The 23900-nt window shown below is 30.8% G+C and carries 19 protein-coding genes, 3 tRNA genes and 1 other annotated feature; of the genes, 17 read left to right on the top strand and 5 right to left on the bottom strand.

What is annotated here, in order from left to right; translation table 11 throughout:
* Positions 1 to 259 precede the first annotated feature (259 nt).
* Positions 260 to 2452 carry an alpha-galactosidase gene (locus CLOCEL_RS14020; RefSeq protein WP_010076690.1) on the top strand — a complete coding sequence of 731 codons (2193 nt, stop codon included), beginning with the start codon at positions 260 to 262 and terminating at the stop codon, positions 2450 to 2452.
* A gap of 68 nt (positions 2453 to 2520) precedes the next feature.
* On the opposite strand, the gene CLOCEL_RS14015 is transcribed toward CLOCEL_RS14020, so the two are convergent.
* Positions 2521 to 3645, bottom strand: a complete 1125-nt coding sequence (locus tag CLOCEL_RS14015; protein WP_010076689.1) for a dockerin type I domain-containing protein — start codon at positions 3643 to 3645, stop codon at positions 2521 to 2523.
* Positions 3646 to 3814: 169 nt separating this feature from the next.
* On the bottom strand, positions 3815 to 4171 hold the full coding sequence (locus CLOCEL_RS14010) for a hypothetical protein (protein ID WP_010076688.1): 357 nt from the start codon (positions 4169 to 4171) through the stop codon (positions 3815 to 3817).
* Positions 4172 to 4311: 140 nt separating this feature from the next.
* On the opposite strand from CLOCEL_RS14010, the gene folE2 reads away from it, so the two are divergent.
* The 11 genes from folE2 to CLOCEL_RS13955 all read left to right on the top strand — a co-directional run bounded on the left by folE2 (position 4312) and on the right by CLOCEL_RS13955 (position 13951).
* Positions 4312 to 5094, top strand: a complete 783-nt coding sequence (gene folE2, locus CLOCEL_RS14005) for a GTP cyclohydrolase FolE2 (RefSeq protein ID WP_010076687.1) — start codon at positions 4312 to 4314, stop codon at positions 5092 to 5094.
* A gap of 369 nt (positions 5095 to 5463) precedes the next feature.
* Positions 5464 to 5539: transfer RNA gene (locus CLOCEL_RS14000), tRNA-Lys, on the top strand.
* A gap of 74 nt (positions 5540 to 5613) precedes the next feature.
* Positions 5614 to 5689 (top strand) — tRNA-Lys (locus CLOCEL_RS13995).
* A 75-nt stretch (positions 5690 to 5764) separates the two neighbouring features.
* Positions 5765 to 5840: transfer RNA gene (locus tag CLOCEL_RS13990), tRNA-Lys, on the top strand.
* A 377-nt stretch (positions 5841 to 6217) separates the two neighbouring features.
* Positions 6218 to 7414, top strand: coding sequence for a glucose-1-phosphate adenylyltransferase (locus CLOCEL_RS13985; protein ID WP_010076686.1), 1197 nt, complete (start codon positions 6218 to 6220; stop codon positions 7412 to 7414).
* Positions 7407 to 8522, top strand: coding sequence for a glucose-1-phosphate adenylyltransferase subunit GlgD (gene glgD, locus CLOCEL_RS13980; protein WP_010076685.1), 1116 nt, complete (start codon positions 7407 to 7409; stop codon positions 8520 to 8522). The genes CLOCEL_RS13985 and glgD overlap by 8 nt, the downstream gene beginning before the upstream one ends.
* Positions 8523 to 8768: 246 nt before the next feature.
* Positions 8769 to 9866: a sensor histidine kinase gene (locus CLOCEL_RS13975; RefSeq protein ID WP_010076684.1), complete on the top strand. Its 1098-nt coding sequence runs from the start codon at positions 8769 to 8771 to the stop codon at positions 9864 to 9866.
* Between the two features lie 125 nt (positions 9867 to 9991).
* Positions 9992 to 10612, top strand: a complete 621-nt coding sequence (locus CLOCEL_RS13970) for a response regulator transcription factor (RefSeq protein WP_010076683.1) — start codon at positions 9992 to 9994, stop codon at positions 10610 to 10612.
* Positions 10613 to 10747: 135 nt separating this feature from the next.
* Positions 10748 to 11677 carry an ABC transporter ATP-binding protein gene (locus tag CLOCEL_RS13965; RefSeq protein ID WP_010076682.1) on the top strand — a complete coding sequence of 310 codons (930 nt, stop codon included), beginning with the start codon at positions 10748 to 10750 and terminating at the stop codon, positions 11675 to 11677.
* 11 nt (positions 11678 to 11688) lie between these two features.
* Positions 11689 to 12834 carry an ABC transporter permease gene (locus CLOCEL_RS13960; protein WP_010076681.1) on the top strand — a complete coding sequence of 382 codons (1146 nt, stop codon included), beginning with the start codon at positions 11689 to 11691 and terminating at the stop codon, positions 12832 to 12834.
* Positions 12827 to 13951, top strand: a complete 1125-nt coding sequence (locus CLOCEL_RS13955) for an ABC transporter permease (protein WP_010076680.1) — start codon at positions 12827 to 12829, stop codon at positions 13949 to 13951. Before CLOCEL_RS13960 ends, CLOCEL_RS13955 begins: the two co-directional genes overlap by 8 nt.
* A gap of 140 nt (positions 13952 to 14091) precedes the next feature.
* On the opposite strand, the gene CLOCEL_RS13950 is transcribed toward CLOCEL_RS13955, so the two are convergent.
* Entirely contained in the window at positions 14092 to 14931 is an 840-nt protein-coding gene (locus CLOCEL_RS13950) for a CvfB family protein (RefSeq protein WP_010076679.1), read from the bottom strand.
* 311 nt (positions 14932 to 15242) lie between these two features.
* Between CLOCEL_RS13950 and CLOCEL_RS13945 the strand changes: the two genes are divergently transcribed.
* Together CLOCEL_RS13945 and CLOCEL_RS13940 are read left to right on the top strand one after the other, a co-directional pair.
* Positions 15243 to 15557 carry a hypothetical protein gene (locus CLOCEL_RS13945; RefSeq protein ID WP_242655166.1) on the top strand — a complete coding sequence of 105 codons (315 nt, stop codon included), beginning with the start codon at positions 15243 to 15245 and terminating at the stop codon, positions 15555 to 15557.
* Between the two features lie 102 nt (positions 15558 to 15659).
* Positions 15660 to 16166: a TspO/MBR family protein gene (locus tag CLOCEL_RS13940; protein ID WP_010076677.1), complete on the top strand. Its 507-nt coding sequence runs from the start codon at positions 15660 to 15662 to the stop codon at positions 16164 to 16166.
* A 59-nt stretch (positions 16167 to 16225) separates the two neighbouring features.
* Here the strand turns inward: CLOCEL_RS13940 and melA are convergent, their stop codons facing one another.
* Together melA and CLOCEL_RS13930 are read right to left on the bottom strand one after the other, a co-directional pair.
* On the bottom strand, positions 16226 to 17728 hold the full coding sequence (melA, locus tag CLOCEL_RS13935) for an alpha-glucosidase/alpha-galactosidase (RefSeq protein ID WP_010076676.1): 1503 nt from the start codon (positions 17726 to 17728) through the stop codon (positions 16226 to 16228).
* 161 nt (positions 17729 to 17889) lie between these two features.
* Positions 17890 to 18771 carry an AraC family transcriptional regulator gene (locus CLOCEL_RS13930; RefSeq protein ID WP_010076675.1) on the bottom strand — a complete coding sequence of 294 codons (882 nt, stop codon included), beginning with the start codon at positions 18769 to 18771 and terminating at the stop codon, positions 17890 to 17892.
* Positions 18772 to 19024: 253 nt separating this feature from the next.
* Between CLOCEL_RS13930 and uvsE the strand changes: the two genes are divergently transcribed.
* The 3 genes from uvsE (at position 19025) to argS (ending at position 23899) form a co-directional block, all read left to right on the top strand.
* The gene (uvsE, locus tag CLOCEL_RS13925; protein ID WP_010076674.1) at positions 19025 to 19954 is read left to right on the top strand and encodes a UV DNA damage repair endonuclease UvsE; all 930 of its coding nucleotides are present in this window, start codon (positions 19025 to 19027) and stop codon (positions 19952 to 19954) included.
* Positions 19955 to 20016: 62 nt separating this feature from the next.
* Positions 20017 to 21669: an SEL1-like repeat protein gene (locus CLOCEL_RS13920; protein WP_010076673.1), complete on the top strand. Its 1653-nt coding sequence runs from the start codon at positions 20017 to 20019 to the stop codon at positions 21667 to 21669.
* Positions 21670 to 21832: 163 nt separating this feature from the next.
* Positions 21833 to 22058 (top strand) — a binding site (T-box leader).
* Between the two features lie 152 nt (positions 22059 to 22210).
* Positions 22211 to 23899 carry an arginine--tRNA ligase gene (gene argS / locus CLOCEL_RS13915; RefSeq protein WP_010076672.1) on the top strand — a complete coding sequence of 563 codons (1689 nt, stop codon included), beginning with the start codon at positions 22211 to 22213 and terminating at the stop codon, positions 23897 to 23899.
* Position 23900: the final 1 nt, after the last annotated feature.

The following is a 23900-nucleotide window of genomic DNA, read 5'->3' as shown; positions in this document are numbered from 1 at the left end:
TAAAAATTCGATAAAAGTATTGAATTAATTGTTCGAAATTTGTTATAATGATACTTGCATACGTAAGGATATAATATATTGATTAAGACCAATAAGATAAGTTTTACAGAACAGATCTTATTGGTCTTATTATATTATTAAGTAAAAAAAATTTATGTTTAGTAAAATTATTGACACAATTCTGTAATAATTATATCATTATATTGGTGCAAATGTTTGAAAAAATAATGAAAATGTGATAATTATTAAGGAGAAAGTTATGGGTATTATATTTCAAGAAAAGGGCAACATATTTAAATTAGATGCTAAAGATACTAGCTATATCATTCAGATAACAGAAAAGGGTTATTTGCAACATGTTTATTGGGGCAAAAAGGTTAGAAGTTTAAATTTAAAATACATATCAAGATTTTATGGAGAGCAGAATAGTAAAGCTCTTGAAGAAGGTGTAATAAATAATTTTTCATTAGACTATATGCCAGCAGAGTATCCTGCTTATGGTAATCAAGATTTTCGTTCACCTGCATATCAAGTTCAGCTAGAAAATGGTTCAACTATTTCAGATTTAAGATATGAGAGTCATAATATATTTTCTGGTAAGAAAAAGCTTCAAGGACTACCAGCAGTTTACGTAGAAAAAGATGAGGAAGCAGATTCCCTTGAAGTTGTACTAAGGGATAGTGTTAGTGGGCTTAAAGTTGTGTTAACATATACTGCATTTAAGGATTATGATGTTATAACAAGGTCAGCTCAGCTTATTAATGAAGGGAAAGAAGAATTAAAAATATTAAGAGCATTAAGTGCTAATGTAGATTTAGGATGCAAGGACTTTCAAATGCTTCAGTTGTCAGGATCTTGGAGTAGAGAACGACATGTTGTTAAAAGACCTGTGGTAATGGGAATTCAATCTATAGAAAGTAGAAGAGGTGTAAGTAGCCATCAACAGAATCCGTTTATTGCTCTTATGAAAGGTGATGCTGATGAAGATCATGGTGATGTTTATGGATTTAATTTAGTATATAGTGGAAACTTTTTAGCAAATGTTGAGTTAGAACAATTTGATTTAACAAGAGTTCAAATTGGCATAAATCCATTTGATTTTACTTGGCTTCTTAAGGAAGGGGAAAGTTTCCAAGCTCCAGAAGCAGTACTTGTTTACTCAGATGAAGGCTTAGGAAAGATGTCTAGAACTTTTCATAAGTTATATAGAAATAGAATGTGTAGAGGAGTTCATAGAGATAAAGAAAGACCAGTTCTTATTAATAATTGGGAAGGGACTTACTTTAATTTTAATGAAGAAATAATTAAGAAAATCGCTACAGAAGCTAAGGAACTTGGTGTTGAACTTTTTGTATTAGATGATGGATGGTTTGGAAAAAGAAATGACGATACTACTTCACTTGGTGATTGGTTTGTTGATAAAAATAAATTACCTAATGGACTTGATAATTTAGCAAAGTATATCAATGAACAAGGAATAAAATTCGGGCTATGGTTTGAACCTGAGATGGTTTCTCCAGATAGTGATTTATATAGAAAGCATCCAGATTGGTGCATACATGTTGAAAATAGAGAGAAAACTTTAGCTAGAACACAGTTAGTTTTAGACTTATCAAGAAAAGACGTATGTGATGCTATAGTTAAAATGGTATCAGATATTTTAGATTCAGTTCCTATTTCCTATGTTAAGTGGGATAATAACAGATATATGACTGAAGTAGGGTCAGCGACATTGCCAGCTGAAAGACAAAGAGAAACAGCTCATAGATATATGTTAGGGTTTTATAGTGTATTAGAAGCTATAACAACTAGGTTTCCAGAAATACTTTTCGAAAGTTGTGCAAGTGGTGGTGGAAGATTTGATCCGGCAATGCTTTACTATATGCCTCAGACTTGGGCTAGTGACGACACTGATGCAGTTGAAAGATTAAAGATTCAATATGGAACAAGTATAGTATATCCAAGTATTACTATGGGAGCTCATGTGTCAGCAGTACCAAATCATCAGGTGAATAGAATAACTCCATTAGAAACAAGAGGGAATGTTGCAATGAGTGGCACCTTTGGGTATGAGTTGGATGTTACAAAGATGTCAGATGAAGAAAAAGAAACTGTGAGACAACAAATAATAACATATAAGGAAATACGAACTCTAGTGCAGTTTGGAGATTTTTATAGATTACTTAGCCCATTCGAAGGAAATGAAACTGCATGGATGTTTGTAGCAGAAGATAAGAGTGATGTTGCTGCAAGTTTCTTTAAGGTTCTTTCTTCAAGTCATAAGAAACTTAGTGTGCTAAAACTTAAAGGATTAGATCCAAATAAAGATTACTTATTAATTGGAACTGATGAAGTTTATGGTGGAGATGAATTAATGAATACTGGACTTGTTATTCCAGAGTTAAAAGGTGACTTCCAAAGCTATATGTGGAGATTGAAAGAAATAAAATAATGAAACTAAAAGGGACTGCTTTAAATGTAGTCCCTTTTATACTAACTTTATTTTTTTAGTGTAATTTACTAACTAAGAAGTAATCTTTTTAGAGTTGCCAAATCTAAAGCATTGAATTTGCCATCTTTGTTCATATCATATAGAGTCAAATCTGCTTCATTGGTACCATTTAATATGAGTTTTTTCATAAATGCCAAATCTAAAGCGGTGATTTTTCCATCTTTGTTCACATCACCTAATTTATATGTAGTTTCTACTGGAATAGTTGCTGGAAAGCGAGAAGTATCTTTTTTTATCTGGCTCCATACATAACGCAACATCCATGAATCCCATTCAGTTATTGTCATCGAATCACCAGCCCACATAATTGTGTTAGTAGGGAAACCACCAGGTGGACGATCGGCATCTTCATAGAAATCAGTTATTGAAAAAGCATGTCCTATTTCGTGTTCAATAATATGAGCTTCATTTGAAGCTAAGCTACTTAGTATATATTCATCAGAGACGCGTTGTCCCCAATCTCCACCAGCACCGCCACGTAAATTACTAGTTCCCCATAAATACATATCAAAACGTTTGTCTAAGCCACCAGGATAAGAATAATTTGAATCTTGAAAATGGTCAAACCTAGAAATAGAACTAGGTGCTATTGGTAATTTTGTGGGAATGCTTGAATCTGTAGTACTTAAATCATCAGTTATATAACTGGTGTAGACGATTTCATCAGACTGTTTATTAAGTATTAGTGACGGATCAGCACATGCCCACCCAACGATTTTAACGGTAATATCACCATATGGCCAACCATCATAACCTTTAAGAGATTTTGTCCAATTATTTATTTGTCGACTAATCATTGTAGCCATATCTTTACGCTGCTGAAGAGTAACACTCTTATTTGATTGCCAACGTACAATATAATTTAGTGTTCCTTTTCCTGCATAAATCTGATCAAAAATTAAGTTTTTACGTTTTGTCGAGCCTTCCTTTAGGATTCTGTTATTCCAAACCCATTCAATAGATGATTTCAAGTTGGAAGGCATGTCATTTAAGGTTAATTGATTAGTAGTTGTAGTAGCATTTTGCTGAGATGTATTTGAAGTTACTTCAGCTTTTGTAATCACAGTACTACTAAATAAGCTTGCAAAGACCATAGTTGATGTAATAAGGCATTTTACTTTGTGCTTTTTCATTTTTTCCTTCTCCTTAATTTAATATAAATCATATATGTAGCAGAAGGGCTACAGAATATGTCAAATTAAGTATAACAAAATATAGAATTGCCTACAATATTTTGTTAAAAATGAAGAAATCCCATATCGGTTTTAGAAATTTTTATCCTAAAACTGATATGGGAAATTATTATCTCATATTAAGTTTTTCTTTTCTATTTTTTATATGGGTTTCTAAGTTTTCTCTATCCTCTGGATTCATAGTATCAAAGTTATTGTTAAGATATCCTTCACTAAACTTCAAGTTTTCGCGGATATTACTCATCTCATCTATAGATTCACCAGTACCATAGACAATTTTATTCTTAATAGCTCTTATATCATCTTCTCTTTTTTTCTGAATTTCCTTTGTATGAGCCATTTCTTCAGGAGCAATTATATCACTATAGTTTTCTAGGTGACGAGCAGTTCTTGTATGCTTTTCAACAATATTAATAACTTCATCAATTCTACCTTCTTGTTTCATTGTGTCATCATGTATTTTCATTTTTTCACCTCCAGAAATTCTTTATATATATTTTGTCCGTGATATCGCTATTAATGTTATTAATGTTATGGAAGATAAGTGAGTTTTTTTGAGAAACGTGATAAAATAATAATAATCAACTTAAATAAGGACGTGAATAAATGATCGATATACAAAACACTAGAGGAAATTACGGAAAGAAAATAGATAAAGTTGGAATAAATAATTTAATTCATCCAATAAGGATTCAAGGAAAGAATAATGAAATCCAAAACACTGTTGGAAACTTCTCTCTTAGTGTATCTCTTGCCCAAGAACTAAGAGGAGTTAATATGAGCAGACTTCCTATTGTTCTTACGGAATTATATGAAGAAAACTTTGTCTTCAAAAATTATAGAGAAGATTTACTATATTTTTTAAATGAGATAAAGAATAAAGTTGAAGGTGAAGATAGTTATATTTCTGTATGCTTTGATTATTTTCTCTATAAAAAAGCACCTGTATCAGGATTTAGCGGATTAATGAATTATAAGTGCAATTTTGAAGGTGAATTAAAGGAAGATAAATATTCTTACTTTTTAACAGTTGAGGTTCCTATAACTACATTATGCCCTTGTTCTAAAGCAATAAGCATTAGTTCAGCGCATAATCAAAGAGGATATGTAACTGTTAGAGCAGAGTTATCAGAAAATATTGAAATAGAGGAATTTATAAATATAATTGAGCAAGCTGGAAGCTGTGATTTATATCCTATTTTGAAGAGAGAAGATGAAAAATATGTCACAGAAAAATCTTATGATAATCCAAGGTTTGTTGAAGATATAGTTAGGATTGTTGCTGATGGTCTTTGTGAAGTAGATAATGTTGTGAGCTTTAATGTTAAGAGTGTACATGAAGAATCAATACATGCACACAATGCTTTTGCAGAAATAAGCTATAAATAAGAAAGTGAAAGGCTGGTAATACATGCGTATTGCCGGCTTTTTGGGGAATTTTAATTTGTAAATTATTACTGATTTGTAATATAAGTTATTTAATAAAAGAAAAATAGTAGACAAAAAAATTCAATTATTAGCGAGAAATAGTATTAAAATGGTGGGCAAATTTTCCATAAGGAGATGATTATGAGGCAAAAATCTGATAAAAAGCTACAATATGCATTGAAATAAAAGAAAATAGAAGTTATGGCTAAATATATGAAGAAAATAGAGAATAAACTGCAAAAACCACGAAATAATACATAATATAATAGAATATGATATCTTTACATTTACATAGATAGGTTGTATAATATACTTCGTGGTCAAAAGCATGTGCCATTAGCTCAGTTGGAAGAGCATCTGACTCTTAATCAGAGGGCCCAGGGTTCGAGCCCCTGATGGCGCACCAGATCACAGTTTATTGAGACTTATAAAAAGTCTCAATAAACTTGAAATCTATGATATATTTTTTAAGCAAATTATGTGCCATTAGCTCAGTTGGAAGAGCATCTGACTCTTAATCAGAGGGCCCAGGGTTCGAGCCCCTGATGGCGCACCAGATTGCATATTTATTGAGACTTATAAAAAGTCTCAATAAATTGAAACCTATAATATATATTTTTAAGCAAATTATGTGCCATTAGCTCAGTTGGAAGAGCATCTGACTCTTAATCAGAGGGCCCAGGGTTCGAGCCCCTGATGGCGCACCAAGACCAAATCGTATAGATTTGGTCTTTTACTTTTTTGATATTTTAATTTAGCAATGGCTATATAAAATCTTTAAAAACTACTAAGGATTTTCTTAAATAAATATTTGAACCTTTAAAAGTTTAATTATAAAAAGTAGTATTGTACTCTCTTAGAAAAGATATTAATCACCGAAATGTATTCTTTAATTAATATAATGATAAGTATTTATAATCACAAAAACAAAGTATAAATTCTCCCTAAATAAAATATATATAGCTAGAAATCAATCAATATGTGTTAAAAATAATTAATTTTATTTTTAGTAGTAATTGCGTTGAAATGGTAGGAAATATATGGTAATATAATTTTACAATATATGTTAATTAGGGAGGATTGTATGAGTGAGAAGGAAATAGTAGCTGTAATATTAGCTGGCGGGAAGGGCTCGCGATTAGAAGCCTTAACAAAAAAACAGGCAAAGCCTGCAGTGCACTTTGGAGGTAAATATAGAATAATTGATTTCCCTTTAAGCAACTGTGCAAATTCACAAATTAACACTGTGGCTGTGTTAACTCAATATGAATCAATTACTTTAAATAGATACATTGGAATAGGGAGTAATTGGGGATTCAATAACAGTAAGTCTGGAATGACAGTATTGCCACCAAGGGAAACAGAAGAAGGCAGAAATTGGTATCGAGGAACAGCTGATGCAATCTATCAAAACAGGGATTTTATTGATGAAAGTGATCCAGAATATTTACTGGTATTGTCTGGTGATCATATTTACAAGATGAATTATTCAAAGGTATTAGAATATCATAAGCAAAAAAATGCAGATGCGACTATAACAGTTATAGAAGTACCTATAGAAGAAGCTTCTAGGTTCGGAATCATGAATGCCGATGAGTTTGGAAATATTATAGATTTTGAGGAGAAACCTAAAGAACCGAAAAGCAATCTTGCTTCTATGGGGATATATATTTTTAACTGGAAAGTTTTAAAGAAAGCCTTAGAAGAAGATATTTTAGATGTGACTTCTACTAGGGATTTTGGAAAGGATATAATTCCTAAGTTATTAAGAGAAGAAAAGAAACTAGTTGCATATAACTTCAAAGGATATTGGAAGGATGTAGGCACTATACAAAGCTTATGGGAAGCAAATATGGACTTATTAGATGAGGAGTGTCCATTAGATCTTTATGAAAGAAACTGGCGTATATATTCAGATAATATTGAGAGAGAACCTCATTATATAGGAGATGAAGCAGTTATTATTAATTCAATGGTTACTCAAGGTTGCCGAATATATGGTACTGTTGATAATTCAGTAATATTTCCAGGTGTAAAGATTGCTAAAGGTGCGTACGTTAAAGATTCGGTGTTAATGCCTAATGTAGTAGTTAAAGAAGGGGCTTATGTTAATAAAGTTATAGTTGATAGTGATTATATTATAGATGAATATAGAATTGTAAATAGGTACGGGGACGAAGTAGAACTTTTATCTTTAAATTCAAGTTATGTTGAAGTGAATTCTAAAAACGATTACATTTGCCCTAAGGAGATTGCAGTGGAGGAAGAAATATATGAATAATACTATGGGAATAATCAATTTGTATGAAGAAGAAGAAGGAATGAAGGCACTTATAAGCAATAGAACTCTTGGAGCTGTGCCTTATGGTGGAAGATACAGATTAATAGATTTTCAACTATCAAACATGGTTAATAGCGGGATTGTAAATGTTGGGGTCTTTGCGAGCAACAATACACCTTCATTGATGAATCATTTAGGAATTGGTGAACCATGGGGATTAAATAGAAAGAAAGATGGTCTTTTTGTATTTTATCCAAGTCATAATCAAGGAAATATCATTCACAATGAACAAATGGAGAGTTTTAGAAAAAATTTGCAGTACTTAGAATATAGTACTCAAAAATATGTTATTATTACGTCAAGTCATATGGTATATTCTTTTGACTTCCAAAGTTTTGTGGATAAACATATTAAAGAAGGTAATGATGTAACTATTTTATACAAATCTATTACTAATGGAAGAGAAGAATTTTTAAATTGCGAAATCTTAGATTTAGATGGCGATGGAAATTTACTTGGAATGAAAAAGAATGTTGGTGGAGACAATAATGTAAATATATCTCTTGATGCCTATGTAATGGAAAGGGAATTCTTCATTGATTTAATTAAAAACTCTAGAGATATGGGTGTACTATATTCTTTGAATAATATAATTTCTGTACTTAATGAAACATATAAAATTAAAGGCTTCTGCTATGATGGATATGTACAATGCGTAAACTCAGTGTCAGCATATTTTAAAGGGAACTTGGAACTTTTAGAAGATAAGGTAGCGTCAGAGTTGTTTAAAAGAGAACTGCCTATACATACTAGAACAGCAGATAATCCACCTACAAGATATGGAAGAGAAGCAAGAGTAAAGAATTCTTATATATCTAATGGAGCTATCATTGAAGGAATCGTAGAAAATAGTATAGTATTTAGAGGGGTTAAGGTTGATAAGGGTGCAGTGGTAAAAGATTCAATTTTAATGACTAAAAGTCATATAGGAGAAGGTGTAAGAATTCAGTGTGCGATAGCTGATAAGTACTGTGATATTACAAAAACAAAGGATATTGAGGGTGCTAAAAATAATCCTATAATAATAGAAAAGAACACTTGCATATAGTTTTTGTGAGTTAGTTATGTTTTAATGGGATCACTAATGGTATGTAGTGAGTATGAATATGATTAATTTTTTTAAAATGTTAAAAACTGATATCAGAATGTAAATTTCTGAGTCAGTTTTTTTGTTTCAAAGGCAAAGCATTGAAGGGTATATAAGTTTCATAATTAGGTATTTGATAAGAGTAAGCTTTTAGGCTATTATATAGGTAAGTACTGAGGTAAAAGCGAAAAAATAGCAGGTGATAAGATGAAAAAAACTATAACAATGTTGATGATAATAATGTCAATTGTCGGATTTGCAGAAGTAATACTTTTAGGTTATAAAGATATTCATACTGTTTTCAGAGTAATTTGTATTTCTGTGGTTATCACTCTTGAATTGCTAAGTGGTGTACTAAAATTCAAGGATGTGGCTATCAATTGTCTTCAACTTTTGTTTATTTTAGCATTTATGTATTTTGGACTTCAAGGAGTGGAATTTTTACTTCCTATAGTGATGTACAAGATAACTAATCATAGGATAAAAATAGCGTCTGCTAGTTTGCTTTCAATAACAATATTTATGAGTTTAGCTGGAGAAAATTTTTTTTATATGGCTGTTTACATAGTAATTGTTAATCTTTATTTATATGAAGTAAAAAAACAATATGAAGAAAATATAGAAGTTAGTGCTCAAAGTAGGGGGCAAAGATATGAAAATCATCTTATGGAGCAGAAACTTATGAACCTCGAAAGATATATTGAACAAAATAATATTGTAACAACCTTGAAAGAGCGAGATTATATGACTCAAAAACTTCATGATCATCTAGGACATAGAATTACTAGTTCACTGATGCAATTAGAAGTGACTAAAGAAACCTTAGGAAAAAATGATGAGTTAGCAAATAAGTACCTAATCTCTGCTATGGAAAATTTGAGAGTTGGAATGGATGAGACAAGAGGAATTCTTAGAAATATGAAACCACGAGAAAAGGTTATGGGAATTGAATACATAAGAGAACAGTTATTAAAATTCCAATATAGTAGTGGTATAAAAACAACTCTTCATACTGAAGGGGATATTGATAGATTAACATTGAATTTATGGTTTGTAATTCAAGATAATCTAAAAGAGGCGTTAACCAATATAGCTAAATATTCAGGGGCCACAAAAACAGAAGTATCTATTTTTGTATATAATAAAATTGCAAGAATAGAAATTAGAGATGATGGCTACGGATATAAAAAACTAGATAAAGGTTTAGGATTAAGAGGAATAGAGGAGCGGGTAATAAGAGCTGGCGGAAGAATAGCGTTTGAAAATGATAATGGCTTTGTAATTAATATGATTTTTAATATATAGTATGAATACTTAACAAGTATATATATATAAGTTGCAATAATAATTATATAATTAACTAGTGCTCAATAAACTAGATCACTAATTTTTATGTGAAAATTTAATTGCACCTGATTTGGAGGATTACCATGAGTATAAAAATACTGATATGTGATGATGATAGTTTAATTAGAGAAAGTTTAAAAATATTATTGCCTCTTAAGGGGGATATACAGATAATTGGGGAAGCTGCTAATGGAAGGGAATGTATTGAATTTTGCAAACTCAATGAAGTTGATGTAGCTTTAATTGATATTAGAATGCCAGAAGTTAATGGAGTAGAAGCAGTGAAAGAAATTGTTAAAAGTACAAATACTAAATGTTTGATTTTAACAACTTTTGATGAGGAAGATTATATTAATGAAGCTTTATACTATGGTGCAAAAGGATATATACTTAAGAATAATTCACCAGACCAAATAGTAAATTCTATAGTTTCAGTATATAATAATACAATTGTTATGAATGATAATATTTTAGACAAGCTTCATGGCAAGGAAACTAATCCAAAGATAAGTAAATATGATTTTACTGAAAGGGAAAAGGATATAATTATTGCTGTAAGTGAAGGATTAAGTAATAAGGAAATAAGCAAGAAACTTTTTATTTCTGAGGGAACAATAAGAAATTATATTACTGCTATATTAGATAAGACTGCACTTGAACATAGAACAGCAATTGCAGTTAATTATTTAAAAGGTAATTTATGATATGACAAATGTAATGGAGAAAAGGTGAGTTTTCTAACTGTTGGAAATTCATCTTTTTTTATATACTAATACCATAAGGAGTTATAAAGGCTTTGAAAGTATAGAATAGTCTAAAAGATTCAGGAGGGATTAGACATGAAAATGATAGAGATAAAAAAACTTTATAAGGATTATGGAAATCATATAGCTGTTGATAATATAGATTTAAAAGTTCATAAAGGTGAGATTTTTGGACTACTAGGGCCTAATGGTGCTGGTAAAAGTACTACTATAGCTATGATATGTGGCTTGTTAAAAAAAACCTCTGGTGAAATAATATATGAAGAAGAAACGAATAAAATCAAAAAGTGGAAAGAAAATATAGGAATTGTTCCTCAAGATTTTGCAATCTATTGGGATCTTACAGCAGAAGAAAATATTAGCTTCTTTTGTTCTTTATACGGTTTTAAAGGACAAGAACTTAAAGATAGAACTAATAGAACTTTAGAATTTGTTGGGCTTACAGAGGTTAGAAATAAAAAGACTTCAGAGTTTTCTGGTGGGATGAAGAGAAGGCTTAATATTGCATGTGCTATTGCTCATTCACCAAAGCTTATAATTATGGATGAACCAACTGTTGGTATAGACCCTCAATCTAGAAACCATATATTAGATTCAGTAGTAAAGCTTAGGGACGAAGGGGCTACAATAATATATACTTCCCATTATATGCAAGAGGTTGATGATATCTGTGATAGAATTGCTATTATTGATAAAGGTCACATAATTGCAGAAGGAACCAGTGAAGAACTTAAAAGTTTAGTTGGAGATAAAAACACTATAAATATTACTGTAAATAAAAAAATCCAAGGTTTAGAAGACAAACTTATGGAAATTACAGGAGTTGAAAAAGTTTTATTTGTTGATGGTGAATATAAGATATCAACATTAAAGAGTAGCAATTTAATTTCAAGTTTAATATTAGTAATTTCACAAAGTGGTGGAGAAGTTAAAACGATAGCAAGCGAAGAACCTAGTCTTGAGACAGTGTTCTTAGCATTAACAGGTAAGAAACTTAGAGATTAAGGGGGAGCTATATGTTTTTAGCAATGATAAAAAAAGAAATAAAGCAATTATTAAGAACAAGAAAAACCCTTGTGACGATGTTTGTTTTCCCTATAGTTTTGATTACTACCTTAAGTTTAGGGCTAAAAAATATGATGTCATCAGGTGATATATTTGGTTCTGGAGAAAAGTATTCAAAGGTTTATTACACTATAGATGATGAGAAGTACAAAGAAGGGTTTTTTCACTTCAAAGAAGCTATAGAAGGCTCGGTAAACATTAAGTTCGATGAAACTTCCTCCTTAGATGAAGTTAAAGATGAAGTAGATCAATATGATGCTTTAGTTTATATTGATGTAAAATCCGATGGTTTTGATATCTATTCATCAAAAAACGGAGAAAGTATGAAGACTAAAATATTCCGAAGTATTTTTGAATCTTTACTTAATGAATATGCTGTTTATGATACTGTAGGTCAGTATAATCCAAAGGCCTTTGAGAAGTTCGTTGAAAATAAATATGATGAGTATGTAGTTAAAAAAGATGTTGGAGGAGTAAGGGATATCACATCTGCAGAATACTATACTTTTGCAGAATTAGCATTGATAATTCTTTATGTGGCTACTATGATATCAGAATCAGTTTATAAGGAAAAACAACTGACCACTATAAATAGAATTAGATTATCCAAGACTAAAGAAACTGCCCTTGTGGGAGCAAAAGTTTTAGTTGGAATAATAATAGCGATATTGCAGACTGCTTTAGTCTACGTGTACTCTTCCTTCGTTTTAGATGTAAACTGGGGAGAACATACCTTAAAGTTTATAAGTATGTTTTTAGCTTTTGGAATATTTGCATCAGTAATAGGAGCTATTGCAGGAATTTTAGCAAAGAATGATACTACTGCTGCTGGTATATTAAATGCTATTACAATAGTAACTTGTTTTTTAGGTGGTGCATATACTCCAGTTAGTACTCTTGTTGGAATGGCAGGAGTTAACAAGTTAATGTACTTGAGTCCAATATATTGGATAAATACAGCTATTAGCAGTTTATTGTGTGGAATTGAATCAAATGCATATATAATTGCTTTAGCAGTGCCACTAGGATTGTCAACCGTTTGTTTAATAATGTACTTTGGAGTATTAAGAAATAAAGGAGGAATAGTAAATGATTAGAATAATGAAAAATGTGACTAAAATATTATTTCAAAGGAAGAGTTTTTTAATCACTACATTCCTTCTTCCTATTGTGTTAATCTTTGCATTTACTGCTATGAATAACAGTTTTACAACACTTAAAGTTGCTGTTATTAATAATGATAGTGGAGAATTGGGTAAAGCTGTTAAGGATAAGCTATCAAACCTTGATGGAATAACTATCGAAAATACTGAAAGTGAGGATTACATTCAAGATTTAGTATATCACCAGTTTGAAATGGTTGTTACTATAGATGAAGATTTTACTAATGACATTATAAATGGTCAGAAAAGTGAAATAACCTATGAAACAATATCAAATAATGATACAGAATATATTGTAAAAAGCGTTTTAGAGAGTGAGGTTTCGGCTCTTGCTAAGCTTTGTAACAATATTGATGTAAAAGCTGAGGGCATTGATAATGTTATAAAGACCTTTAGGGATTCACAACCTGAGTATCAGATAATAAATAAAAAAGATATAAAACCTAGTATTAATACTTCTTTAGGAATGATATTTTATTTATTGTTCCTTACGGCTGGCGTTAGTTGTGGCTTTATTTTAGAAGACGAAAGGCAAGGGACAAAAGAAAGAACCTTAATGGGAAAAATCAGTGCAAGGCAATATTATGCTGGGCAATGTGCAATATTTTTTCTTTTCACCGCTATTCCTTCTATAGAGTATTATGCTATATGCAAAATATTTGATTATGAATTTGGATTTAATAATACTATACTTCTTCTAGTTCTCGCATTATTAATGTCCTTGTTGGCTGTTGCCTTTAGTGTCATGATGGCATCAATAATAAAAAATAAAGCGGTATTTACTCTTATAAATTCAACCTTTACAGTGCCGATATTTATGCTTAGTGGAGCGTTTTGGCCATATGAAATTATGAGTGAAGAATTACAGAGGATAGCAGATGCATTTCCGCCAAGATGGATATACATGGCTGTAGAAAGACTACAATCAGGTGAAGCTGTTACAGCGATTTTACCAATAGTAGGTGGAATAATTCTATTGTCTATCTTGTTCTTATTGTTAAGCGTATTTTTCACCAAGAACAAGATCGTATTAGTTAAAGAAAATGGTTAATCACATAACTTTATAATTATGAAAAGGCTGAGTCAAAATTTTATAGATATTTTTGACTTAGCCTCTGCTTCTTATTGCGACTATTATTGAGTTTATTACACAGCTGGAGTAAAAACTTCAGCTGAAATTAACAACTGTGTTTATATAAGTTTAGTTCCCTCTGAATCTTGAGAGATCAATCTTTTTTTCATAAGTCCGCCAAGGGCATTTTTAAAATAGTTCTTAGAAACGTGGAATATACTTCTTATATCTTCAGGAGAACTTTTATCGTTATAAACCATAAAGCCATTATGAGTTTTTAAATAGTCCAAAATAATGTCCTCCAGTTCTAGTCTTTGATCCTTAATTGCTTTAGTTCTTGGGGTAACAGAAACTGTTCCATCTTCATATATTCTTTTTACTCTTAACTCAAGTTTTTCTCCAACTTTAAGGAAATTAAAGAATTCATTTTTTAGGATTAAGCCTTTATATTTGTTATCAATTGCAACTAATGCACTACCAACGGAGGTAAAACCATAGACAACACCAGTTACTAGGTCACCTTCTTTATAAAGATTATCGGCTATGTCTATATAATCATTGACATCAGGAGTCGCTGCTATTCTACCAGTTTTATCTACATAAAGATAAAAAAGATAAGAAGAATCCTTATAAATTTTGATTTCTTGTTCTTTCATTGGAACCAATACATCACGTTCAAGGCCAATGTTTACAAAGGCTCCTATTGGTGTTTGGGCAACAACCTTTAAATAAGCAACTTCACCAACTTGAGCAAGTGGAGTTTTTAGAGTTGATATAAATCTATCTTTAGAATCTCTATAGATAAAAACATCGATTTCTTCATCAATTTCTAGGGTTCTACCAAGAGTACCGGATTTAGGGAGAAGTATTTCTATAGAATCACCAATTGGGGTTATGTAGTATCCGAAATCTTTTTCCTTAACGACTTTCGCTTTATTTATTTTACCTAGGTTTAACAAATTATAAACCCTCCTTATTTGAATACTTAAAATTGTAGCTAGAAAATTTTTAAAAACAAAGATATTGTAGCATATAATCATTATATAAACAATTTTTAGCTATAAATGCATTTAGCTAATATATAGGTTTCAACATTAAATCTATATACACTTAATAGGAGCAATATATATTTTAGATTGGAATATATATATTTATGTTATGATTAATTATAACCATTTTAGTTTATCTTCATATAATAATATATAAAGTATTATACGGAAGTGTAGATATGGTTTTTGGAGTAATATTAGTAATTTTTTATGCCATATACATGATTTATCTAAGTACATCTATAAATGAAGCTTCAAAAATACTAAAAAATAGTGAGTTATGGTTATTAACTGTAAGTAGGATGAAATTTGTATATTTTATTCTAGTTGCAATGCTTCCTTTAATGGTATTAACTCTTTTCTTTTGGCAAGATTATGTTATGTCAATTGCGATTACGCTGTTGTCTATGCTGGGATTTATAGATATTATATTGACAATAGAACGAATTGAATATAGTGAAACAAAAATATTGGTTCCTCTTTATATTGTTTATATTATTTTAGCTGTGGTTACTTTTGGAGCGTGGCTTCTTTAAATTTATTTTAGTATGAAAGAAATTCTTTTTTGATAGAGTTTCTTTTTTTATTGCACATATTTGATTATCCCCAAATCATATTATTTATATGGGGTGTTAAAAATGAAAATCTTTATTGTTAATGATGAGTATGACTTTATTCTTTGGTTTTTATGTGTAGTAATATTGCTGTTACAGGGAAGTATTGCTGGGTTCATTACTGCAAGTAGTCAAAGGCAGTATAAAGTCTTAAAAAAACCAAAGATATCTCCGCCACCAATTATATTTCCGATAGTTTGGAATATATTATTCATCCTTATGGCGACAGCAATCTATAGAATAATGATGCTGTGGACTCAAGGTTATGACGTAAGGCTTCCGTTATCATTATTTTTAATACAAATTATACTTAATTTCATCTGGTCTATAATATTTTTCAAATATAAGAAGAGGGGACTTGCTGTTTTAGAACTTATAGTACTTATTGTTTTTATTATACTTACTATGTTATCATTTTTTATGGTAGATAAAATTTCGTTTTTTCTAATGCTACCATATCTTCTTTGGACACTATTTGCTTTATATTTGAACTACAGTATTTGGAGATTAAATAAATCTAATATAAAATAATAAACAAAAGGGGCAAGCTTTTTAACTATGCCTCTTTTGTTTATTATTTATAATTAATTTTATTTTTCAGCAGGTCTTTCCATCGCTTTATCTGCAGCCGAAGCGTTTTTTGTAGCAGCTTCTCTATCTAATTTCATTTCTTCAACAGTTTTAACCTGGAGCCGTGCAGCTCCTTCGAAGGATTTAGTCTTAATTAAGTTGCCAGATGCAAGTCTAATTTTAGCTTTTTCTATAGCTGAAGAATATTGAGGAAGCCACTGCTCCTGTGCAACAAGGATTTCATCAACTAATTGCCAAATCTCAGGCGGATTGCATACTGCTCCAACCAAAGGATCTAACATCATAGATTGTCTCAATAATAAATCGTCACCTTTTACTGCAGCTTCAACAGCCATTCTTTGAACAGATATACTATTATTGCATACTGCAGCACAACCTAATGGTAAATCTCCAACCCTTGGTATATTGATTCCGTTTTTGTCTACATAACCTGGTACTTCTACTATAGCATCAGCTGGCAAATTTGTAATTGTTCCATTGTTTATTACATTAAAATGGCCTCTATATATTCTTCCAGTTTCCAAGCCTTCAATAATATATGAGCCATGCTCGTGACTTCTATTTTCTTCTGCAAAAACAAAAGATGGCTCTTTCATCCAATTTGGAAAGTCTGTTTCAAACCAATTTCTACCTTCAGTACATACTCTTAAATAACCTCCAGTTTCACCATTAATCCAACAGCCTAAGTCTATCCAATCTTTAATTTCATCTAGACGCTTACGATACCAAGGAACATATTCACTTAAATGACCATTAGATTCTGTACTATAATAGCCAAAGCGTCTTAACATATCAATTCTAACTTTTTCTGTTTTAGAGTATTCAGGATGCTTCTCGAAAGCTTCTAACAATTTAGCCTTCATATCCTGGCCCTTATGCGTAACTTGTATGTACCAGGTTTGATGATTTATACCAGCACAAATTATATCTACTTCTTCTTGTTTTAAACCAAGTACTTCGGCTATTTGATGGTGGCCACCTTGAACACCATGGCAAAGTCCTATAGTATGAACTTTACCGTATTTGTTGCAAGCCCAAGTTATCATAGCATTTGGATTAGCATAATTTAGCATAATGCAATCTGGTGCAGCTACCTCACGAATATCTTTACAGAAATCAAGTATTGCTGCAATCCCTCTTTGGCCATACATTATTCCACCAGCACATAGAGTATCTCCGACACATTGATCTATTCCATATTTTAATGGTATATCTACATCAAGTTTAAATGCGTCAAGTCCACCAATTCGAACCACATTAAATACATATTTAGCCTCTTTTAGAGCTTCTCTTCTATTAGTAGTAGCTTCTATCTTAATATTTAAGTCGTTTTCATCAATATCTCGTTGACACAGCTTAGTAACCATATCTAGATTTTCTTCGCTGATATCAGTGAAAGAAACTTTAATATCTGAAAACTCTTTTACTGAAAGTATGTCTCTTAAAAGACCTCGAGTGAAACCGATACTTCCAGCACCTATAAATGTAACCTTAAATGACATATAACAACCCCCTTGATATATTAATAAATCAATCAATGAATTAATCAATCGATTAAATAGGAACAAATCAATTGATTAATTTTATTATAATTCTTCTAGCAGTAGCTAGTTTTCAAAATATAGACTACATAAAGTCAATATGTAAGAAAATCCGACTTTTTTTATGACCAAGAAGATATGTAAATTGATTTCCTATACTTATAAGGGGATATACCTGTACACTTTTTAAATACTTGAGAAAAATATTGACGACTATTTATTCCCACATAACTACAGATATCTATTATTGGTATATCGGTGTTAGAAAGTAACATTTTTGCTTTTTCAATTCTAAAAAGAGTTACATATTCTGTAATTGTATGTCCTGTATGTTTCTTGAAAATTCTGTTTAGATAGTCTTCATTTATATTGACATAGGAGGATATATCTTTGATTGTTATGTCTTTGTCGTAATTCATACTTATAAAATGTTTAGCTTTATTGATATAAATATTTGAAGTTGATGTATTCTCATTGCTCATAGCAACTTTAGATATTTTAAGCAGTAGCTCGTAAAATAAAAGTTGTATAGAAAATTGGTTTTCTTCACTTTCCATTCCCAATTGAATAACTATATTTTTTAAGGAATGATATATATCATTATTGTCTTTAAGCAATAAGAAAGGACATCTCATTTCGAATAGTAATGCAATGCTTTTAACCTTCTCAATAAGTAGCCTTATGGAGGTAAGAATATCAGAATCTTCAATAAAAGAAAATTCTATATTAAGCATTCTACAAGATTTTTCACCTAAGACTATAAGTCTATGTACAGTGCCAGCATCTAACAAAATAAAATCGCCTTTCTTTAGTTTAAGATTATTAACGTTATCGGTAGCTACATCGATTTCACATTGTCCATCTATTACATACATAATTTCAACTCTATCATGGGTATGATAATCCATTTTATAATTTATCCATTGACGAAAGTAGTAGGTATTTATAATTGGTCTATAATCTTTATTTAACAATTTAGGATTATATAAGCTATTGGTAATCAAAAATTGCCACCTCATTTTTATTAGTCTTTTATAATCTAGATAATACCTTATTTACCGCTAAAATGTATAGAGATGAAAAAAAGTATTATAAGGCTTTAGTAAAAGGTTTCAAGTATAATGACTATTGTTTGGGGAATAACACAAATATATTGTAATGCTATTTGAATAGAATTATTTACTTTATTTTTTAGAAATATTGTTAGGTAATTTGAAAGTAATACTTTATATTCTTTAATAGATCGAAGGTGGAAATATGATTAATAGAGTTGGATATGCTTGTATAAACAATAGTTTAAAGCCAAGAGGATTTCAGGAATGTAGATTAAGCTCCATATATAAGCAGGGTATAGATTATTTAAGGAGCAAGATAATTAATAATTTGCAGCTGACTAAGGAGATATTAGAGTGGAATGTTGAAAATGAAATATTCATGTATAGAGCTACAAGTAACCTATTGCCTTTAGTAGGTCATCCAGAAATATTGAGGGATTTTCATTGGCGATGGGAAGAGGACCAAGAGATACGAGAAAGATTTGATGAGATTAAAAATATTGTACAAAAAAATCGTATAAGATTATCGCTACATGCAGACCAATTTATGGTGCTAAATAGCTTAAATGAAAAGGTAGTTGATAATAGTATAAAGTATTTAATAGCTCAATATCAGCAGTTGATTCTTCTTGGTGGAGTGGATATTATCATTCATACTGGTGGTGTTTATGGTGATAAGAACAAATCACTGGAGAGATTTATAAATGTCTTTAGAGAATTGCCAGAGGGAATACAAAGAACCTTAAGACTAGAAAATGATGATATTTCCTTTAATTTAGATGATGTTTTATATGTAAATGAAAAAACAGGTATCCCTATTGTTCTGGATGTGCATCACCATCGTTGTAATATGGAGAGAGAGATTAATCATCAAGATATAATAAAAATCAATGAAGGCTGGAAGGACACAGGGCTTATTCCTAAAATGCACATTAGCAGTGGAAAATCAGATGATTATGACAAAAGGCATAGCGATTATATAGCTGAAGATGATATAACTGCTTTTATAGATTTGATTGGTGATATTGATGTGGATTTGATGGTAGAGGCAAAAGAAAAGGAACAGGCAGCACTAAATTTAATAAAATTTGTCCACAGTAAAATTTTAGGTGAAAAACTTGTGTTTTTATGATGAAGTACTCCATTTTCATAGAAAAGTAGTATATACTATTTATGAGAAGCGGGGTGAATTTTATGGAAAAGGATATAAATAATAGAGTCTTTTTCGGAAAAAAGAAGAGTGATTTTGGAGATATAAGAGAAAATGATGATTTTATCGATCCTTTTGGACTAGAAAAGCAAGACATCATAGAAGAAAAGGGGAATACTGATCCATTTGTTAAGGATCAGTTTGAGACCTCTTTCGAGTTCAAGGAAAGAATTGAGGATATAGGGAAAATTATTTTAGGAAAAGCTATAATAGAGAAAAATAAAGAAGATAAAACCACAGGACTCCTTGCTTTTAAAGTTATGATTTCTAAGGAGATAACTATTAAAAATCGTGATTTTGATGTTTTTTATATAGATACAAAGGAAGAAGATATAGACAGAATTTTTAGGGATAGCCAGCAGATAACCGCTAATTTAATAGCTCGTCTTAAGGTGATAGATAATGCTGCTTATATAGATGAAAAAAGAGTATACTTAGATTGTGAAGGTAAATTGATAAAAGTCAACGCAGTTTCATTAAGAATGCATATTGATGAAACAATTTATGATTTTCATGCACGTATAGTCAATTTGCCAGATATAAATATAGGTGTTGCTAGATTGATCAAGTCAAAATATGATATAGACACAGAAATTTTTCCTGTAGCATTGTATTATTATAAGTGGTTAGACAATGTAGAAAAATTTGAAAATGGATATCTTGAATTAGATAGATTTGTTTCAAGAGAGATATATAATATAAGCTCCTACCATGATCTTTATGGAAATTTTGAAATAGAGGATAATAGAGTTAGAGTAGCAAGAGTATATATGAAAGTTAAGAACTCTAAAAGGATTTTGGAATTTGACCTTTTAAATTCTAAATATATTGGCGATATAAAACCAGGTCATAAGGATGATAAAGAAACTTTAGTAGAATTGAAAGCTAAGGCTGAAGCTGGTGATGTAATCTCTAGAGTACAATTAGGAGATATGTATTACAACGGTCAAGGTGTTGTTTGTAATTACGAAGAAGCTCTTAAATACTATAAAAAAGCTTCAGAAAGTGGACATGGAAGGAGCTCCTATGTAGTTGGAGATATGTATTATAGGGGAAAAGGTGTTGAAATAAATACCTTAACTGCACTTGAGTATTTTAAGAAAGCTGTAGATGAGAATTATGGTGAAGCAGCATTCAAAGTGGCTACTTTTTATTTAAATGGTAAGAATGTTTCTAAGGACAATAAGGAAGCAATGAAATGGTTAATAAAAGCACATGAATTAAGGCAAAACGTTGCTACATATAAAATTGCATCTATGTACTTTAGTGGAATAGGTGTTGAAAAAAATCTTAAAGAAGCTTTCAAATGGTTTTACATTGCTGCTGAAAGAGGGGATATAAAAAGTGCCTTTAAGGTAGCGTTCATGTATTACAAAGGAAGAGGTGTAGAACGAGATTATGATGAAGCCTTAAAATGGTATAAGGTTGCAGCGGATAATAATAATGTTGATGCATTATACTGGCTTGGCGAAATATATTATATAGGCAAAGGTATTCAAAAAAATAATGAAAGAGCTATGCGTTATTTTAAAAAGGCTGCAGCCTTAGGAGATACAAGAGCCAAAAATAAAATTGCACAAATTGAAGCAAAACCCGCAATGGAAATAAATGCTGAGCAAGAAATAAATCCAAATTAGCAGATATTATAAGGGAAGTAGTATATCTGATAAATATGGTTGACAGAACCTTGTTTATATATATATAATTGTATAACGGAACTTGATAAGTAAATTAATGTTTATATTAAATATTCTTATTAAGGGTTAGTTTCGTTTTTATACATAGGTAAAATTAATAATTGTAAATTCAATGATGAGAAGAGTAGAAAATGTTATATCTTCAGCGAGTAGAGGTTTGGTGCAAGCTCTATAGGTAGATGTTTTTGAAGAGAATCTCTAAGAAGTGTCTAAGCGTTTGTACGTGAGGATAACCGTTAACCACGTTATGGTTTTAAGTGGACAATTAAGGTAGCTTATTAAGATACCTTAGTCAATTAGAGTGGTACCGCGGATAATCCGTCTCTTGTATTTTAAGAGGCGGTTTTTTATTTTTTGTTATGCTAATAATATAGATACCCAACTAAAAATTAGACTCAATTTTGAGAAGACATTGATTTACGGTGGGAATCCTATAAGAAACTAAGAAACTTATATATATGAAATGTAGAGGAGATTGAAAATGGACTATAAACAACTAATATCAGAAAAAATATGTAGCACAGTAGAATTAGAAGTGAATTTTGTCTGTGGACTTTTGGAAGTACCTCCGAAACCAGAGATGGGGGATTATGCTTTTCCTTGTTTTCAATTAGCAAAGACTTTAAGAAAAGCTCCAAATGCTATAGCTGTTGAAATAGCAGAAAAGATAAATAAAGAGGGCTTTGAAAAGGTGGAATCACTAGGACCATATGTTAACTTTTTCTTAGATAAAGGTGTTTTCACAAAGAATATCGTGGAAAAAGTATTATCAGAAGGTGATTCATATGGATCTTCGGATTTTGGTCAAGGTAAGAATATATGTATAGATTACTCATCTCCTAATATAGCAAAGCCTTTCCATGTTGGACATTTATTCACCACTGTTATAGGTAATTCTCTATACAAAATGTTTAATTTTGTAGGTTATAATTCTATTGGAATAAATCATCTTGGAGATTGGGGTACTCAATTTGGAAAGCTAATCTATGCATATAAGCATTGGTCAAATGAAGAAGATTTAGAAAAAGACCCAATAAAGGAACTTTTAAGAATTTATGTTAAGTTCCATGATGAAGCAGAGAAAGATGAAACTCTTGAAGATGAAGGAAGAGCATATTTCAAGAAGCTAGAAGATGGAGATAAAGAAGCAACAGAATTATGGCAAAGATTTAAGGATGTATCTTTAAGGGAGTTTAAAAAGGTTTATGACCTTCTTGGGGTAGATTTTGATTCTTATGCTGGAGAAAGTTTTTATAATGATAAGATGGATGTAATTGTAGAAGAATTAAAAAATAAAAAACTCCTTGTTGAAAGTAATGGAGCTCAAGTAGTTAATCTTGAAGAATACAATATGCCGCCTTGTATAGTCCTAAAATCTGATGGAGCTACAATTTACGCTACAAGAGATTTAGCAGCTGCAAATTATAGAAAAAATACATATGATTTTGAGAAGTGTATCTATGTTGTTGGAAAGGACCAAAGCCTTCACTTTAAGCAAATTTTTAAAGTACTTGAGCTTATGGGAAATGATTGGGCAAAGGAATGTCACCATGTTCCTTTTGGACTTGTAAGATTTGCAGATAAGAAATTATCTACAAGAAAAGGCGACGTTATCTTCTTAGATGAACTTTTAGCTGAATCAGTAGCTAAAACTTTAGAGATTATAAATGAAAAGAATCCAAACCTTGAAAATAAAGAAGATGTTTCTAAAAAGGTTGGTATTGGAGCTATGATCTTTACATACCTAAAGAACTCTAGAGAAAAGGATATTGTCTTTGATTGGAAGGAAATGCTAAGCTTCGAAGGAGAAACAGGTCCATATGTTCAATATACTTATGCAAGAGCTAAGAGTATCTTAAGAAGAATTGGGGAAGGTAGTGGAGAATGCGACTATACTTTATTATCTTCAAAAGAAGAATTTGAACTTGCTAAGTCATTGGAAGGTCTTCAAGCAGCGATATTCCAAGCAATTGAGAAGTTGGAACCTTCAATTGTTACAAGATATGTAATAGAAGTATCGAAAGCTTTCAATAAATTCTATAATGCTTGTCAAATAACTACTGCTGAAGATTCAGTAAAAAATGCAAGATTAAAATTAGTATCAGCTACCACCGTAGTTATAAAAAATGCTCTTAATTTACTAGGGATAGATGCTGTGGAACAAATGTAAT

This window comes from Clostridium cellulovorans 743B (assembly GCF_000145275.1).
GTDB lineage: Bacteria > Bacillota > Clostridia > Clostridiales > Clostridiaceae > Clostridium_K > Clostridium_K cellulovorans.
This window is presented reverse-complemented; position numbering and strand designations above follow the sequence as displayed.